9 protein-coding genes and 1 pseudogene are annotated in these 16,596 nt (G+C 50.3%); 5 read left to right on the top strand and 5 right to left on the bottom strand.

The window, feature by feature from the left end; translation table 11 throughout:
* Positions 1-84 precede the first annotated feature (84 nt).
* From Pan161_RS07125 to Pan161_RS07105, 5 genes and pseudogenes are all read left to right on the top strand, one after another.
* Positions 85-1,647 (top strand): type I restriction-modification system subunit M, encoded by a 1,563-nt coding sequence (locus Pan161_RS07125; protein WP_145225399.1) that lies wholly within the window; start codon positions 85-87, stop codon positions 1,645-1,647.
* A gap of 5 nt (positions 1,648-1,652) precedes the next feature.
* Complete coding sequence (locus tag Pan161_RS07120) at positions 1,653-2,864, top strand: restriction endonuclease subunit S (RefSeq protein ID WP_145225398.1); 1,212 nt, start codon at positions 1,653-1,655, stop codon at positions 2,862-2,864.
* 389 nt (positions 2,865-3,253) lie between these two features.
* Complete coding sequence (locus Pan161_RS07115) at positions 3,254-4,474, top strand: AAA family ATPase (RefSeq protein ID WP_390620744.1); 1,221 nt, start codon at positions 3,254-3,256, stop codon at positions 4,472-4,474.
* Entirely contained in the window at positions 4,467-7,565 is a 3,099-nt protein-coding gene (locus tag Pan161_RS07110; RefSeq protein WP_145225396.1) for an HsdR family type I site-specific deoxyribonuclease, read from the top strand. Before Pan161_RS07115 ends, Pan161_RS07110 begins: the two co-directional genes overlap by 8 nt.
* 89 nt (positions 7,566-7,654) lie before the next feature.
* A pseudogene (locus Pan161_RS07105) lies at positions 7,655-7,972 on the top strand (type I restriction enzyme endonuclease domain-containing protein); the annotation flags it as partial.
* 1,558 nt (positions 7,973-9,530) lie between these two features.
* On the opposite strand, the gene Pan161_RS07100 reads toward Pan161_RS07105, so the two are convergent.
* From Pan161_RS07100 to Pan161_RS07080, 5 genes are all read right to left on the bottom strand, one after another.
* Positions 9,531-10,940, bottom strand: coding sequence for a DUF1501 domain-containing protein (locus Pan161_RS07100; protein ID WP_145225394.1), 1,410 nt, complete (start codon positions 10,938-10,940; stop codon positions 9,531-9,533).
* Between the two features lie 10 nt (positions 10,941-10,950).
* Positions 10,951-13,863 (bottom strand): PSD1 and planctomycete cytochrome C domain-containing protein, encoded by a 2,913-nt coding sequence (locus tag Pan161_RS07095; protein ID WP_232103650.1) that lies wholly within the window; start codon positions 13,861-13,863, stop codon positions 10,951-10,953.
* Complete coding sequence (locus tag Pan161_RS07090; RefSeq protein WP_145225392.1) at positions 13,850-15,514, bottom strand: LamG-like jellyroll fold domain-containing protein; 1,665 nt, start codon at positions 15,512-15,514, stop codon at positions 13,850-13,852. The genes Pan161_RS07095 and Pan161_RS07090 overlap by 14 nt, the downstream gene beginning before the upstream one ends.
* Positions 15,507-16,034, bottom strand: a complete 528-nt coding sequence (locus tag Pan161_RS07085) for a sigma-70 family RNA polymerase sigma factor (RefSeq protein ID WP_145225390.1) — start codon at positions 16,032-16,034, stop codon at positions 15,507-15,509. Before Pan161_RS07085 ends, Pan161_RS07090 begins: the two co-directional genes overlap by 8 nt.
* Positions 16,035-16,275: 241 nt before the next feature.
* Positions 16,276-16,479, bottom strand: coding sequence for a winged helix-turn-helix transcriptional regulator (locus Pan161_RS07080; protein ID WP_232103649.1), 204 nt, complete (start codon positions 16,477-16,479; stop codon positions 16,276-16,278).
* Positions 16,480-16,596 lie beyond the last annotated feature (117 nt).

Raw genomic sequence — 16,596 nt, 5'->3', positions numbered from 1 at the left:
TTTTTTTGAAGAAGGCAGCCAAGCCCAAAACGTAAGCCATGTCCCATGTGACAGGTCAGATAATTAAGAAGGAACAACAATCGTATGAACGCTTCCCAACAACGTGCCGCCCTGCAACGCCAGATCTGGCAAATTGCCAATGACGTACGTGGTGCCGTGGATGGATGGGACTTCAAACAGTATGTCCTGGGCACACTGTTTTACCGCTTTATCAGTGAGAACTTTGCCCTTTACATCGAAGCCGACGATGAGAGCATTCATTATGCTGAACTTCCCGATACAGTGATCACCCCCGAGATCAAAGACGATGCCATCAAAACCAAGGGATACTTCATCTACCCCAGCCAGCTCTTCGTGAACATTGCCAAAGCTGCCAACACTAACGAAAGTTTGAACACAGACTTAGCATCCATCTTTGCCGCCATTGAAGCTTCGGCCCACGGCTACCCGTCTGAAGGGGATATCAAAGGCCTGTTTGCCGATTTTGATACTACCAGTAACCGCCTGGGCAACACAGTGAAGGACAAAAACTCCCGATTGGCGGACGTACTGAAAGGAGTGGCTGGTCTGGATTTTGGTGACTTTCAGAGTAACCAGATCGATTTATTCGGCGATGCCTACGAGTTCCTGATCTCCAACTACGCGGCCAACGCGGGCAAATCAGGGGGTGAATTCTTTACGCCGCAGCATGTGTCTAAACTGATTGCCAGGCTGGCCATGCATAAACAGGACAGCGTTAATAAGATCTACGATCCTGCCTGTGGTTCCGGTTCGCTGTTGCTGCAATCCAAAAAACATTTTGACGACCATGTCATTGAAGAGGGCTTTTTCGGCCAGGAGATCAACCACACGACCTACAACCTGGCCCGGATGAACATGTTCTTGCACAATATCAACTATGACAAGTTCAACATCCAACTGGGAAATACCCTGACCGAACCGCATTTCGGCGACGAGAAACCCTTTGACGCCATCGTCTCTAATCCTCCCTACTCAGTGAAATGGAAGGGAAGCGACGACCCCACCCTGATCAACGACGATCGCTTTGCTCCTGCCGGTGTACTGGCTCCCAAATCCAAAGCCGACTTCGCCTTTGTGCTGCACGCCCTCAGTTACCTGTCCAGCAAAGGTCGCGCGGCCATTGTCTGCTTCCCCGGCATTTTTTACCGCGGGGGAGCCGAGCAGAAAATCAGAAAGTATCTGGTGGATAACGATTACGTGGAAACGGTGATCTCACTGGCTCCGAACCTGTTTTATGGCACCACCATCGCGGTCAATATTCTGGTGTTATCCAAACACAAAACCGATTCGAACATTCAGTTCATTGATGCGAGTGGAGAGGACTATTTTAAAAAAGCCACCAACACCAACATCCTGACCGACGAGCACATCGAAGCCATCATGCAGGCCTTCGATAGCAAGGAGAACATCGATCACTTTGCCCAATCGGTCTCTTTCGAAACCATTGCTGGAAACGATTATAACCTGTCGGTCAGCAGCTATGTCGAACCCAATGATACACGCGAGAAGGTGGATATTGTTCAACTCAACGCCGAGCTCAAAACAACCATGGCCAGGATCGATCAATTGCGTGCGGAGATCGATTCAATTGTCGCGGAGATTGATGGAGTGGAGGTCGAGGCTTGAGAAACATGAGTTTTATGGACAAGCTACTGAATGGGGCACCAGTGGAATGGAAGCCGCTAGGGGAGTTGATTAAAACTATAACAGCGCCTTCAAAGGTTAAACGAGATGCCTATCGCGACACAGGAAAACTTCCAATCGTTGACCAGGGCGTGGAATATATTGCTGGCTACACCGATGAAAACTTAACCCCAATTGAAACTGGTAAATATGTAATCTTTGGCGACCATTCTGAGCATATAAAGTACGTAGATTTTCCATTCATCCAAGGTGCCGATGGATTGAAGGTGCTCAGGCCAATTTCCGCTAACGCCAAGTACGTCTATTACGCTTTTCAAAATTTCTACAAAAAAGAATTGAGTTATAAACGGCACTGGTCAACGGCGCGAGAGACACCAATCCCAGTCCCGTGCCCGTCAAATCAAACAAAATCGCTTGAGATCCAGGCCGAAATTGTCCGCATTCTGGACACGTTTACCGAGTTGACCGCCGAACTGACCGCCGAACTGACCGCCGAGTTGACCGCCCGCAAGAAACAATACAACTACTATCGCGATCATCTGTTGAGTTTTGAAGATGGCGAAGTCGAATGGAAACCGCTGGGGGAGCTAGGAGAATTCATACGTGGGAAACGGTTTACCAAACGCGACTATGTGGATCATGATGGAATTGACGTGATCCATTATGGTGAGATCTACACACACTACGGTGTTTCAGCCGAAAGAGCACTGTCCCAGGTTCGCTCTGAATTGGCTGATTCATTGAGCTATGCTCATCCAGAGGACGTAGTTATTGCAGGTGTGGGTGAAACGGTCGAAGACGTCGGCAAGGCAGTCGCGTGGCTAGGAAATAAGAACGTTGCCATTCACGATGATAGCTATGCTTTCCGTCACTCATTGAACCCGAAATTTGTATCTTACTGCATGCAAACAGAAACGTTCATTTCAGAGAAAGCAAAGCATGTATCAAGAGGAAAAGTTAAAAGACTTCTAATGGACGGGATGTCTAAGGTGCGAATACCAATACCGCATCCCAATAATCCTAAGAAATCAATTGCAGAACAAAATCGCATCGTTAATATCCTTGACAAATTCGACGCCCTGACCAACTCGATCAGCGAAGACTTGCCGAGTGAAATTGAATTGCGTCAACAGCAATACGAATACTATCGTGATCTACTGCTGAGTTTCCAGAAACCGGTGAAGGTGGCAGAGGTATGAGCCAGAAACTATACAATCTCATTATGCATAGCGACCCTAAATTTTGGTCAGGCGATAGTGGTTATGTGGACTTCCCGAGAGACAGATTTCTTGAATACACGGAAGATCATCTCAAAGAACAATTCCAGACATTAGATCAAGATGCTCGTAATAAGCTAAAAACACTACCAACACTTTTCTCTGTTGAGCATGAAAATGCTGACACCAGAATAGGAAAAATCACGAACATTGAGGTTCAGCCAAATAGATTGCGAATTTATTTCAAACTCAGTGAAGAGAATTATCCTCTTACTAAAGGGGTTCTACAAAAGAATTGGCAGGAATTGAACATTAACGAGTCTGATTTTGAATTTTATAGAACCCACTGGGCTATTAAAGAATGTGATATCCTGAATTTTTATAAAGCGTATTTAAAAACCCTCACAGGCATTGTCCATCAACTAAAAGGTGCCGACCAAAAGGTGCAGCTGATTTACGCCTTCAATGGCACAGGAAAAACCCGCTTGTCTCGGGAGTTCAAACAACTCATTTCACCTAAGAATGACGTTGACGAAACAGTGTTGTCGCGGGATAAGATTCTCTACTACAACGCGTTTACCGAAGACTTGTTCTATTGGGACAACGATTTGACCCTCGATGCCGAGCCCAAATTGAAGATTCAGCCGAACTCGTTCACGGATTGGATTCTCGTTGACCAGGGGCAAGATCAAAACGTCATCGCCAACTTTCAGCGTTACACTTCTGACAAACTCACACCGCGATTTCATTCCGAATCCAGAGAGCGACACCAAAACGGCAAGAAGATTGTCGTCCAATCAATCGTAGAGGTAACCTTCAGCATTGAGACTGGTGACAATGTTGATTCAGGTAATCTGAAACTGTCAAAGGGTGAAGAAAGCAATTTTATCTGGAGTGTCTTTTATACTCTGCTGGAGCAAGTCGTATCCATTCTTAACGTACCCGAACCAGACGAGCGAGAGACAAATGTTTTTGATAAGCTGGAGTACATTTTTATCGACGATCCGGTCAGCTCATTAGATGACAACCATGTGATTGAATTGGCCGTTGACCTTGCCGAGCTTATCCGATTGAACGAATCAAGCGTCAAGTTTATCATATCAACCCACAATCCTGTTTTCTACAACGTACTCTGCAATGAACTTGTAAGTGATGACAAGTCGAGGCGACCTTACTGGCGAGGCAAGTGGTTTGGCAAATCAAGACTGGAACGATCAGAAGAAGGTGGGTATCTACTTGTTCCACAACCAAATGATTCTCCGTTTTCATACCATCTTCATCTTTTAGCAAAACTCAAGGCAGTGATTGATTCAGGACAGGTCGAAAAGTATCACTTCAGTTTGTTGAGGAATATCCTCGAAAAAACGGCGACATTTCTTGGACATAAACGGTGGGAGCATCTACTCCCGTCCTCTGAAGATGGTCGGCCCAATCCGTATGCCAAGCGGATCTTGAATTTCTCAAGTCATTCCAAACATTCTGCAGAAGAAGTACCTGATCTTGAGCCACAGGATCAAAAAGTGCTGAAGCAGTTAATAGACCATATTGTTAGTACACACCGGTTCTGGCAGGAGCAAGAATCAGATGATTGATTACAACCCCATAGCCGAATCGAAAAATTTCATCATACTGGAGAAATACGATCGGGAAAGGATTGTTCCCGAAAGCTACCAAAGCGAAGCTGATCTGGAACGGGAACTCATTCAGGATCTGGGGAACCAAGGCTATGAGTACCGGACCGACTTGAATTCTCAAGAGGCATTGCTTGCTAATGTACGCACGCACTTACAGAAGTTGAACAACGTGGAATTTGCTGATGGGGAATGGCTGCGGTTTGTCGAGACTTATCTCGATAAACCCAGCGAGAGCATCGTCGATAAGACCCGCAAGATCCACGATGACCATATCCTCGATTTTGTCTTTGATGATGGACACATCCAGAACATTTACCTGCTGGACAAAAAAAAACTGACTCGTAACAAGCTGCAGGTAATCGGGCAATTCGAGCAGACCGGCAGCCATGCCAACCGCTACGATGTCACGATTCTGGTAAACGGACTACCGATGGTACAGGTGGAGCTGAAAAGACGAGGCGTGGCGATTCGCGAGGCCTTTAATCAAGTGCATCGCTATAGTAAGGAAAGCTTTAACAGCGAGAACTCTCTATTTAAATATCTGCAACTGTTTGTCATTTCGAACGGAACCGATACCCGCTACTTCGCTAACACCACCCAGCGGGATAAGAACAGTTTTGACTTCACCATGAACTGGGCAAAGTCGGATAATAGTCTGCTCAAGGATCTAAAGGATTTCACCGCGACTTTCTTTGAAAAGAAGACCTTGTTCGAAGTGCTACTTAACTACTCGGTATTTGATGCCAGCAACACCCTGCTGGTGATGCGGCCCTATCAGATTGCCGCTACCGAGCGGATCATGTGGAAAATCAAAAGCTCCTATGTTGCTAAAACCTGGAGCAAACCGGAAAGCGGCGGTTATGTCTGGCACACTACTGGCTCGGGCAAGACCTTGACCAGTTTCAAAGCAGCCCGCCTGGCAACCGAGTTGGATTTTATCGACAAGGTGTTTTTCGTCGTCGACCGTAAAGACCTGGACTATCAGACGATGAAGGAGTACCAGCGTTTTTCACCCGACAGTGTCAACGGTTCAGACAGTACCGCTGGCCTTAAACGCAACCTGGACAAGGACGACAACAAGATCGTTGTTACCACGATCCAAAAGCTCAACAACCTGATGAAGAGCGAATCTGAGCTGCCGATATACCAGAAGCAAGTCGTCTTTATTTTTGACGAATGCCATCGCAGCCAATTTGGTGAAGCCCAAAAGAATCTCCAGAAAAAATTCAAACGGTATTATCAGTTCGGCTTTACCGGCACCCCAATTTTTCCGGAAAACGCGTCAGGTGCTGATACCACTGCCAGCGTGTTTGGCCAACAGTTACATACATATGTGATCACCGACGCAATTCGGGATGAAAAGGTACTCAAGTTCAAAGTGGACTACAACGATGTCCGTCCACAGTTCAAGTCGATTGAAACCGAACAGGACGAGAAGAAGCTAACCGCGGCAGAGAACCGTGAGGCACTCCTGCACCCGGAACGCATTCGAGAGATCTCACAATACATCCTGACCCACTTCCGACAGAAAACGCACCGTTTAGGGGCGAACGGGACTGGGTTCAATGCGATGTTTGCGGTCAGCAGCGTGGACGCGGCGAAGCTGTATTACGAAAAGTTGAACGATCTGCAAGCAGGCAGCGATAGACGTCTGAAAATTGCCACTATCTTTTCGTTTGCTGCTAACGAAGAGCAGGATGCGGTAGGCGATATTGAGGATGAGAGCTTTGAAGTATCGGCAATGAACAGCAGCTTTAAGGAGTTCCTGAATGCGGCGATTAATGATTACAACAACCACTTCAAAACCAGCTTCAGTGTGGACAGCAAGGGCTTTCAGAATTACTACCGTGATTTGGCCAAACGGGTGAAATCCCAGGACATTGATTTGCTGATTGTAGTGGGCATGTTCCTGACCGGTTTCGACGCACCGACACTGAACACTCTATTCGTCGATAAAAACCTCCGTTATCACGGTTTGATTCAAGCTTATTCGCGAACGAACCGGATTTATAACGCCACCAAAACGTTTGGCAATATTGTTACCTTTCGCGATTTGGAAACGGCCACCATCGACGCGATCACTATGTTTGGAGACAGCAACACAAAGAACGTGGTGCTTGAAAAAAGCTACAAGGAATACATGGAGGGCTTCACCGATCTGGTAACCGGCGAAGCGCGGCGTGGTTTTAAGGAGGTCGTCGCGGAGTTGGAACAACGGTTTCCCGCCCCGGAAGAAATCGTTAAAGAGAAAGACAAGAAGGAATTCGTGAAGCTGTTTGGCCAGTATTTGCGGGTTGAAAATATCCTGCAAAATTACGACGAATTTGCCAGCCTGAAAGCGTTGCAAAGCATCGACTGGGATAGCCCAGAGCAAGTCGAAGAATTCAAAGCTGAGCATCACTTGAGCGATGATGATCTGGCCACATTGCAGAGTATTACGCTACCTGCCGATCGTAAAATTCAGGATTACCGCTCCACTTACAACGACATCCGGGACTGGCTGCGGCGTGAAAAGGCGGGCAGTGAAAATGAGCAGTCCAAGATTGATTGGACTGACGTGGTATTTGAGATCGACCTGCTGAAGTCACAGGAGATCAATCTGGATTATATTCTGGAACTGATTTTCGAGCACAATAAGAAAACTAAGAACAAAGCGGATTTGGTTGATGAAATGCGTCGCTTGATTCGTGCCAGTTTTGACATACGCGCCACGGAAAGTCTGGTAGTTGATTTTATTAACCAGGCGGATCTGGATGAACTTCCCGATAAATCCAGCGTGATGGATGCCTTTTACAGCTTTGCACGGGCAGAGCAACAGCGCGAGGTTGGGGAACTGATTGCTGACGAAAACCTGAACTTAGAAGCGGCCAGGCGATATATCAGTGCCTCGCTAAAACGAAGGTATGCCAGCGAAAATGGTACCGAGCTCAACGCCGTTCTCCCTAAAATGAGCCCGCTCAATCCTCAGTACCTGACGAAGAAGCAAAGCGTTTTTCAGAAGATCGCTGTGTTTGTAGAAAAGTATAAAGAAGTTGGTGACAAGGTCTGAGGATCTCAAATATAACTCGCTGCTGAAAACTCAGGGCAATTTAGATACCATTGATCCATTCGATCAGCTTCAAATTGATGAAGGGGGGCGCCCCCGACCTGGGCATCGATTTCGAAGAGAAGGCGTTTTACGACATCCTGAAATCCCTGACGGTGAAGTATGATTTCGAATACCCCGAAGAGAAGCTGCTCGATTTGGCGAAGAAGGTAAAAATCATCGTCGACGACAAGGCCCGGTTCACCGACTGGAGCCAGTGGAGCGACATCAAAGCCGAGCTGAAGGTGGATCAGATCATTCTACTGGCTGGTAACGGCTACCCGCCGATCGACCGGGACGAGGTCTACAAAGAAATCTTCGAACAGGCGGAGAATTTCAAGAAGTACCAGGGAGACCGCGACGAGGACTGATTATTTCGCGGATCGGTTTTGGATTGAGCCGGGTGAGTGGGCTGCCTGGTATTGGATTGAACGGGGTAACTGCGACCTCCTGCTCGCTGCGCTCGGCCCGGATTGCATCCGGGCTTACCCTTTCTGGGGGCTGGTTGCTCGGGCATATTGGGGTGAGCGAACTGTGGTAACTGGCGATTTTCTTTGAATCACAGTTAACCGCGGCTAACGCCGTGCGGCTGATTTTACTTTCGTGTCACTTCGTGCTTTTCGCGGTAGATAATTCCAGTTCGAGAGTTTGATCGGTTTGCGATGTGATGCGAAATGGGTTTGATATTCGCCAGGCGGGCGGACACATAAGACCGCCCCTACCGCAAGTGTGGTCGGAAGATTAGATTTTATTGTGCGATTGCTCTGACAGTTTCCTGTTCGCTGCGCTCACCCCGGATTGCATCCGGGGCTACCCATTTTTTGCATTCGTGCGGTTTCGTGTCTTTCGTGGTAGAAAATTCTCGATTACGTATGTCACTGGTTTCCGATGCTGTGTGATACTGGTTCGATCATCGCGCGTCGAGCGGACAGTTGAGGACTGCCATTCCGGCGGGGCAGGTTGGTGACATGAAAGATGGCTTGAGCGTTTGCCCTGACGGTTTCCTGTTCGCTGTGTTCACCCCGGATTGCATCCGGGGCTACCCGTGATCTGTGTTTAGTGGTTCATGATTTTCATCTGCGGGGATAGAGGCACATCATTTATAATGTTTCGTGAAACGTGAGATGTGATCGTCACACCATGACTGTTGGGCGAGCCAACAGTGCCACCCGAGCGCTCATTGGGGGCTGGTGCGTCGCGCATCGTTGAATATTGCTACCATGAAAAACACGCAAGGACACGAACAGGGAATCGGTTGTTGTATCAAACTGGGACACCTTGAGATGGAACTCGTTTTACTGATTAATTGCCGAGGGTTGTGATGTTGGAATATTTGGGATTCAGATGGTTTGTCATGTTCGAGGATCATCTTAGGGAGTGGCGTGAGGGGAGCAAGGGGGATTTCAGAACGATATGGCGATGTATGTTGATACGGGCACGATGCTGGGGTGAGCAGTGGCGATGCCGAGACGAAAGACTGCGAAGTGCGGCGACCCGCAGGCATACATCACGAACAGGTGTGGTTTCAGGCAGTGCAAATCGGGAAAAAACAGGCTGTTTTGCGGTGAAGATCGGGAACAAGTGGCGTGTGTTTCGGTGCACTGTAAACTGGTCACGCGCGCGACTCATTTAGACGCTTATTCTGTTTGGGTGCAGGGGGGAGTCAAGTCGAATTTTTTCAGTGGGTGATCTCTATGAGAGAAGCGTTCATTTCAGGAACAGAGCAAGAGCAGGGGAGGTAGAGTGTGAACACTGAGAACCGGAAATGAAAACAGGCTGCTTACCGTGACAGATAAGCAGCCTGAAAGTGGAGGCGGCGGGTGTCGCTCTTGAGGCAGTTTTACGGGCTGATAAATATCACAGTAAGTTCCATTGAATTCGACATTTGGGCTGAGACAGCTGCCATGAAGAAAGATCAAGATTGAGTCATCAGGCAATCATTTCCTGAATCATCTGGCCGCCAAACTGGCTGAGCTGTTTGAAGCGACCTGCGTGGAAATAGGTCAGCTTATTGTCATCCAGGCCGAGGAGATGCAGTAGCGTGACGTGGAGATCACGAATTGGGTGTACGCATTCCACTGCGCGGGCGCCGAGTTCATCGGTGGCCCCGACGACTCCCGGTTTCACTCCTCCGCCAGCGAGCAGCATGGTCATCGCCTGATTGTTGTGTCCGCGTCCCAGGGAATAGACGCCGCCCCGTTTATTATTGTCCGGGGTTCGACCAAATTCTCCCGTCCAGATGACGAGTGTATCGTCGAGCATGCCACGGCTTTTCAGATCGCGGATCAAGGCAGCCATCGGTTTGTCGACACTTTTAATCCGCGCGGAGTGGCCCCGTTCCAGGTAGTCATGACTGTCCCAGCCGCCACTGAAGATCTGCACGAAGCGAACCCCGTTTTCGACCAGTCGTCGCGCCATCAGGCATTGGCGCCCAAAGCCACTGGTTTCTGGTTCAGTTAACCCGTACATTTCCTGTGTCCGGGCTGTTTCGCGTGAAAGATTCAGGACATCCGGGACTTCAGTTTGCATGCGAAAGGCAAGTTCATAGCTCTCCATACGGGCCTGTAGTTTCTGATCCTGCACGCCGAGCGATTGCAGATGGTCTGCGTTCAGACGCGATAGTTCCTCCAGTGCGCGGAGCTGGTGTTGTCGCGATTTATATCCCGGAGCGGCGAGGTCGAGAATTGGAGAACCTTCCGGACGCAGACGCGTACCCTGGAAATGGGGAGGCAGAAATCCGTTACTCCAGTTGGTGGGGCCACCCTGAGGCAGTGCGAGTTCGGTCATCACGACGTAACCGGGCAGATTTTGGTTCTCGGTTCCCAGTCCGTAAGTCGCCCAGGAGCCGAGAGCAGGATCGCCGCCCAGTCGACTGCCGGTATTCATGTGAAACAGGGCTTCCGGATGGTTCAGCGATTCGGCCTGACAACCACGGAAATTACAGAGTTCATTGGCGACGAATGGATCGGACAGGTATTTCCATTGATCACACATTTCGATTCCCGTCTCAGCGGGCTTTTGAAATCCAAATGGGCTGCCGACGAAAAACTTGAAGCCTTTTTCCAGGCCGCCGGTCAGTTTGGATTCCTGTTTGTGCAGCCGGGTCAGTTCGGGCTTGGGATCGAATGTATCCATCTGCCCGGGTCCTCCTTCCATGAAGAGCATGATCACGTTTTTAGCCCGGGCGCGGCGCTGGGGCGTTTTCTGAGTCAACGGTCCCACATCGCTGGCAGCCGCAGTCTGTTCTGCGCCCAGTAGTGAAGTGAAAGCGAGGCTCCCCAGTGAGGCACCCAGGCTGAAGAGTGCTTCCCGACGTGTCTGGTGTGGTATCGTGTGCATGATCTGAATTCTATTCTACGTACATGAACTCGTTAGAATTGAACAATAACAGGCAGAGATCTGCCAGCGCCCGTGTCTCTGTGGAAACATCTGCCGGTTTTTTGTCTGACTGGTAGTGGGTGAAGACAGGCAGGATTTCCTGATATTCGAAAGGCTGACCCGAAAACTCTTCGACCAGCGATCGTGTAATTGTCTGGGGGTAACGGTTTGGTTCAGGAACCACATCCGCATGATATTCCCTCATGTCTGTGACATACTGCTGGAGTCGACTCAGTTCCTGCTTCGAAGCAGATCGACCCAGTGTCAGGCGAAAGGCCCGGTTAATCTGTTCGGTCAGAGTCGGGCGTTCCAGCTGCAGCCTCAGGGCGAATGCGATGGAACGATCAATCATCTGGTCACTGTTGAGCAGGGTAAATACCTGGGGAGTGACCGCCGCTGATTCACGCAGTTCGCAGGACTCGTTGGGATTCGGTTGATTGAACAGTTCCGTAAACGGATCGGCCTGGCCACGAACGTGGTAGGAGTAAATTGTGCGTCGATTTCGTTCTGCCGGTGTGGGTGATGGCTGATACGCGGGTGCCAGTGAGAACTGAATCATCCGCGGTTGCAGCGCGACTTCCATGTTGATTTCTGGCATGACGGGGACACCTCCCGCTGAGTGCACCAGTTCGCCAGTGATTTTCAGGATTCCGTCTCGCAGTTCTTCTGCACTCAGACGCCGGCGCGGAAAGCAGGAGAGGAGTCGATTATTCGGGTCTGCCTGTGTCAGTTGCTGTGAATCAGCCGGGATGGAGCTCCGCCGATAGGCATCGGACAGCATGATCAGGCGATGGAGGCGTTTGATGCGCCAGCCATTCGTTACAAAATCGTCAGCGAGCCAGTCCAGCAATTCGGGGTGAGTCGGTTTGGCTCCCTTGGCACCAAAGTTGTTCGCATTCGCAGCCAGGCCGCTTCCGAAATGATATTGCCAGATCCGATTCACAATGGCACGTGTCGTCAAGCCATTATCGGGGTGAGCGATCCAGCGGGCGAGTTCCGTCCGCCGACCTTCCGTAGCTGCCGTCACCAGACCGGGGTCTGAACTGGAACTGCCTGCCGGAATAGAAACGGCACTGAGGACTCCCGGCTGCACGACATCGCCGCGAGCATCCAGAGTACCACCTGTCAGAATATGATTGACGACCTGCTGTTTTACTGGCTTGCGTTTGATACGCAGCTTACGAGCACCGTTCCAGGGCATGGTATAATGCTCTGCATTAAAGACACTCTGTGCAATAGGCTGATACCGTTCGAGTCGGCGGGTCCAGATCCACTCATCCTGTTCGCGCACCTTGAGCTGTCCCTGCTCGACGTGATCCAGGCCAACGTGCCGAGGCGGTTTGGCGTCGTCGGAGAGACTATGTCGTTCTGCTTCATTTTTGTATGGCAGGTCATGCTCCCTGAACCAGGCACGTGCTGCGTTTTCCCGTTTTTGGATGAGCCGGTTCTTCTCCTGAACAGCGAACTGAAGCATACGCTCCACATGCGCTTTCCCATTTTCAAAGCCTTCTCGGTTTTCGCAGGAGAGCAGAGGGACGGGACGCTCCGCCATGTGTGTTGTGGAGAAGGCGGCATAAATCCGGTAATAATCGCGGGTGGGAATCGGATCAAACTTGTGATCGTGACACTTACAGCAGCGAAGGGTCTGTGCCAGGAATGTCTGTCCGGTGTTATTCACAAGATCGTCAAGATACATCTGCCGGGCTTCTTCCGGTTCGACCATCGCATTATCCCAGGGCCCCAGCCGTAGAAACCCGGTTGCGATAATCCACTCAGCTTCCTGAACCGTATACTTACCCGAGAGCTGGGTTTGATGCACCGTCTTCCGGTCTCCAGCGGTTCGCGTTGCCACGGACCTGTCTGCCAGTTCGTCGCCGGCCAGTTGTTCGATAATGAAGTCGTGATATGGTTTATCATTATTGAAGGCACGGATGACGTAATCCCGATAACGCCACATATTGGAGCGTTCAAAGTCGTTCGACATTCCCCCCGTGTCAGCATAGCGGGTCACATCCAGCCAATGACGCCCCCAATGTTCTCCGTAACGCGGACTTGCCAGCAGGCGGTCGATGAGCGCTTCCCAGGCGTGCTCTGCATCCTGGGAGTAAGCGGCGATAAAGTCATCGATTTCAGAAGGAGCAGGGGGCAAGCCGGTCAGATCATAAGCAGCGCGGATGATCAGCTGACGCGGTGACGCTTCCGCTGCAGGGGGAAGATCTGCCTCTGCCAGTTTCTGTTTAATGAAATAATCAATGGCCTGATTTGCTGTGAGTTCTGCAGGCAGCAGCTCAGAGACGGGTCTGACTTTTTCAAAGGCCCATAAGTCCTCCGGTTGATAGCGTCGATTGGTCCATTCCGCGGAGGTTCCCCCGCTGGTAGAGATAATTCGCCCTTCTGCATTACTGACAACAGCCGCTGCTGCTTTACGAATCTGGTTCTGTCTCTCGAGACTGGGCCACGGGGCTCCGGCTGCGATCCACTTGCGGATCTGTTCCGTTTCCACGGCCGTCAGACGATCATTTTCCTTAGGGGGCATCTCCAGGCCTTCCCACAGGACAGCCTGGTACAGCGAGCTCTGCTGAGGTTTACCTGGAATCAGCGATGTCTCTCCCGATTCGCCTCCTGTGAGTAGCCCCGCGCGGGATAACATGTTGTATTCACCACTAATGTCCTGAGGATCTTTTCCATGGCAACCGAAGCATTTTGTCTGCAGCAGGGGCAGGACCTTGAGTGTAAAGTGTTTGTCTACTGCATCGGGAGTCTCACCAGCTGTTAAATATGCTGCCGACAGGAGTACGAAGAGGCAGATCAAAGGCTTCAGGAATTTTGAGATTCCCCTGAGGCTCACAGTATTCATCTGCAGGCATTGCCTAAGGCTTTCCATGTTCGTACATCTCCTTAATCTCTTCCGGTGATAATGCGCTCGCGAAGAGGATTAACTCATCCAGCGCACCATTCAGATTGCGGATCGCGAAACGCTGACCGGGGAGTGTTGGCGAAGACCAGTTCCCGATAGAGGCTGCTCCGAAGCGGGTTGTTTCAGGTAGTTGTTCCGGCGGTACTTTGTGTCTGCTCAGGATGGTGCCGTTCAGATAGTGAGTAATGGTGCTGGTCGCGAGATCACAGGTTACGGCCAGATGAATCCATTTCCCGTTCAGTGACGGGTTCCAGAACGTGGGGGACAAGGCTTTGAAATCGGTAGGTCCTTTTTCTCCACGATCGACCGGGCGAATAGAGAAGTAAAGCTGACCGGTATCCAGAATCTGCCAATGGGGCTCTCCCTTGTCGTAGCTGTCTGTCAGGAACAGAGAATTGTACCAGCGGTCGAGGCTGTCGATCTTAACCCAGGCCGCAAAGGTGAGTGACTCGTACTCTCCGGGGATCTGAACGCGGACACGATCTGCAGGCTGTTTGAACTCCAGTGCCCGTTTGGCATCCCAGCGTCCGGGGACTTCGCGTGCTCCAACAATGGCGCCGTCGAGGTCCGTTTCAAGAGGAAGTTTGCTGCAGACGAGCCGCCGTTCCCAGTCCCCCGGTTCTGCAAACGAGTAATAAGCGATTAGTCGCGAATCGTTACGCAGCGACTTTGACCAGGCGTGCCACCTTTCATAGCGGGCAGACTGAAGCTGTTGATCTTTGACTTCCAGAGAAGAGATATCGAGAAATTTCTCCGGTTCCGGTTTCTTCTCTCGATATTCTCCTCCGTCAGTCAGGAGCAGTGCCTGCCCAGTCGTTAAGCGTTGTATTCTGCTAGAAGGATCGTGCAGTTCGACTTCGCCGTCAAAGACTTCCACATCGGTGCCCTCGTCAGTCACGGAAAGCCCGAATTCAGTTCCGAGATCCACCACCGTCAGGTCATCCATCTGCAGTGTAAAGCCGCGAGCAGCTGGAGGAACATGAGCCCTGAGTCGTCCCTGATGAACACGCGCCTGTGTCGGCGATTCCAGCTCAAGCTGCGCCGGTCCTTCTACAATCAGGGTGGCACCACAGAGAAACTCAATCTGGGCGTGTCCCTGATCAAACTGAAACGAACCGCGCGGGAGTGCCTGTCCCACTTCGATTGGAGCCTGCGAGTCAGACCAGCGCACATCGACCAGTCGTGTCAACAGTGCGACGCCTTCAGAAGTTGCTTCTGCAGCCGGGTCACGCTGGCTCGGCATCGAGGGGGACACTGGTTGTGTTTTTCGTGTTAACCGACTGCCTGTCTCCCGATAGAAAATCCAACCTGTCAACAGGCAGACGACGATCAGCAGCAGGGATAAAGCCAGTTGATTCCAGCCACGCTTCTGTCGGAAACGTGGCTGGGCTGCAGGAATTACAGTAGATCCAACCGGAGCGATGTTTGTGTCGATTTCTGCAGCTCCAGTATCAGCCTCCAGATGCAGGGCCGTCGTCAACAACTGCATCTGGATAAAGCGGGTGCGGGCAGCGGAGCTCGTTTTGAGCAAGGTGCGCAAACACTCGATTCCGTGGTCGTCAAGCGTACCACATTCCCATTCGAGCAACAGTGAGTCGATCTCGTTGACATCAACCATTTGAGCCCTCCACCAGTCGCTTTTCGACGCACTCAGCCAGCTGTCTGCGAATACGTAATAACGAAACTTTGATGGTTCCTGCCGACCGGTTTAATGTCTCTGCAATCGAGTTTACTGGTTGCGACTTTAAGTAACGTTGTTCGATCAGGCTTTGGTGAGACTCGGGTAGCTGTTGCAGACATTGGCGAAGGGCAGCCTGAAAGGAACCGAGTCGTTCGGCTTCTTTTTCTGTTTCTTCGGCGAGCGTCTGAATCAGTTCTTCGTTCAACAGCATGCGATCCCGTTTGTGATCGCGTAGATGCGCCAGTACCTGGAAACGGGCAATCGAGAAAGCCCAAGGCAGAAAAGGACGCTCTGGATCGAATTCAGCGAACTTTCTCCAAAGCACCAGATTCGTTTCCTGTACGACGTCCGCTGTCCGGCTGCGATCTCCAAGTAATGAATAGATGTATCCGTAAAGTCGGTTCTGATGCTCGGTCAGGAGTTTGACAAAAAATTCGGTGTTTTGAGTCTGGTCCATAAATACTCTCCAGAGGTACTTACCGCGAGTATGCAGTTGGTTACAAAAAAACTGGCAGACATCTGAAATTTTGATAGAAAATCGGAAATCCGGTGGCAAAGACTCTGTTCCGGGAGAGGGACAGGCAGTACTAATTGGATTTTGCAATGGTTCTAATTGACGGATGGTTCCTATTTCTTTCTCGATGTTTTAATAGAAATTCGAAGGAGAGCAACAAACCTCATATATCAAAGTGATATTCTCAGGTTTCATTCCCGGGATTAACTGCCCGCGTTTCCCGTAATATAATTGTGTAGGTTTCTTCCCAGTTCTTAAGAGCCACCAAGAGGGGATTGAGTGATTCCTCTGCTTCTGTCAGTCCATATTCCACGTGGGGAGGAACTTCCGCATAGACAGTGCATTTCACCAGATCAGGTCCTGCCATATTTTTCAGGCAGATTCGCACAAGTTCTCAATACCCGCGTAAAATGATATGTTGATAATCTCTTACCACCATAATAGATTGAAGCCTCTGTGATGCCTCGGATGAAATAACTGCTTTCGAATTATCTGAGGTAGGATT

The sequence above is a fragment of the Gimesia algae genome (assembly GCF_007746795.1).
In the GTDB taxonomy this organism is placed as follows: domain Bacteria; phylum Planctomycetota; class Planctomycetia; order Planctomycetales; family Planctomycetaceae; genus Gimesia; species Gimesia algae.
The sequence above is the reverse complement of the archived record's forward strand: the minus strand, read 5'-3'. Positions and strand labels throughout refer to the sequence as shown.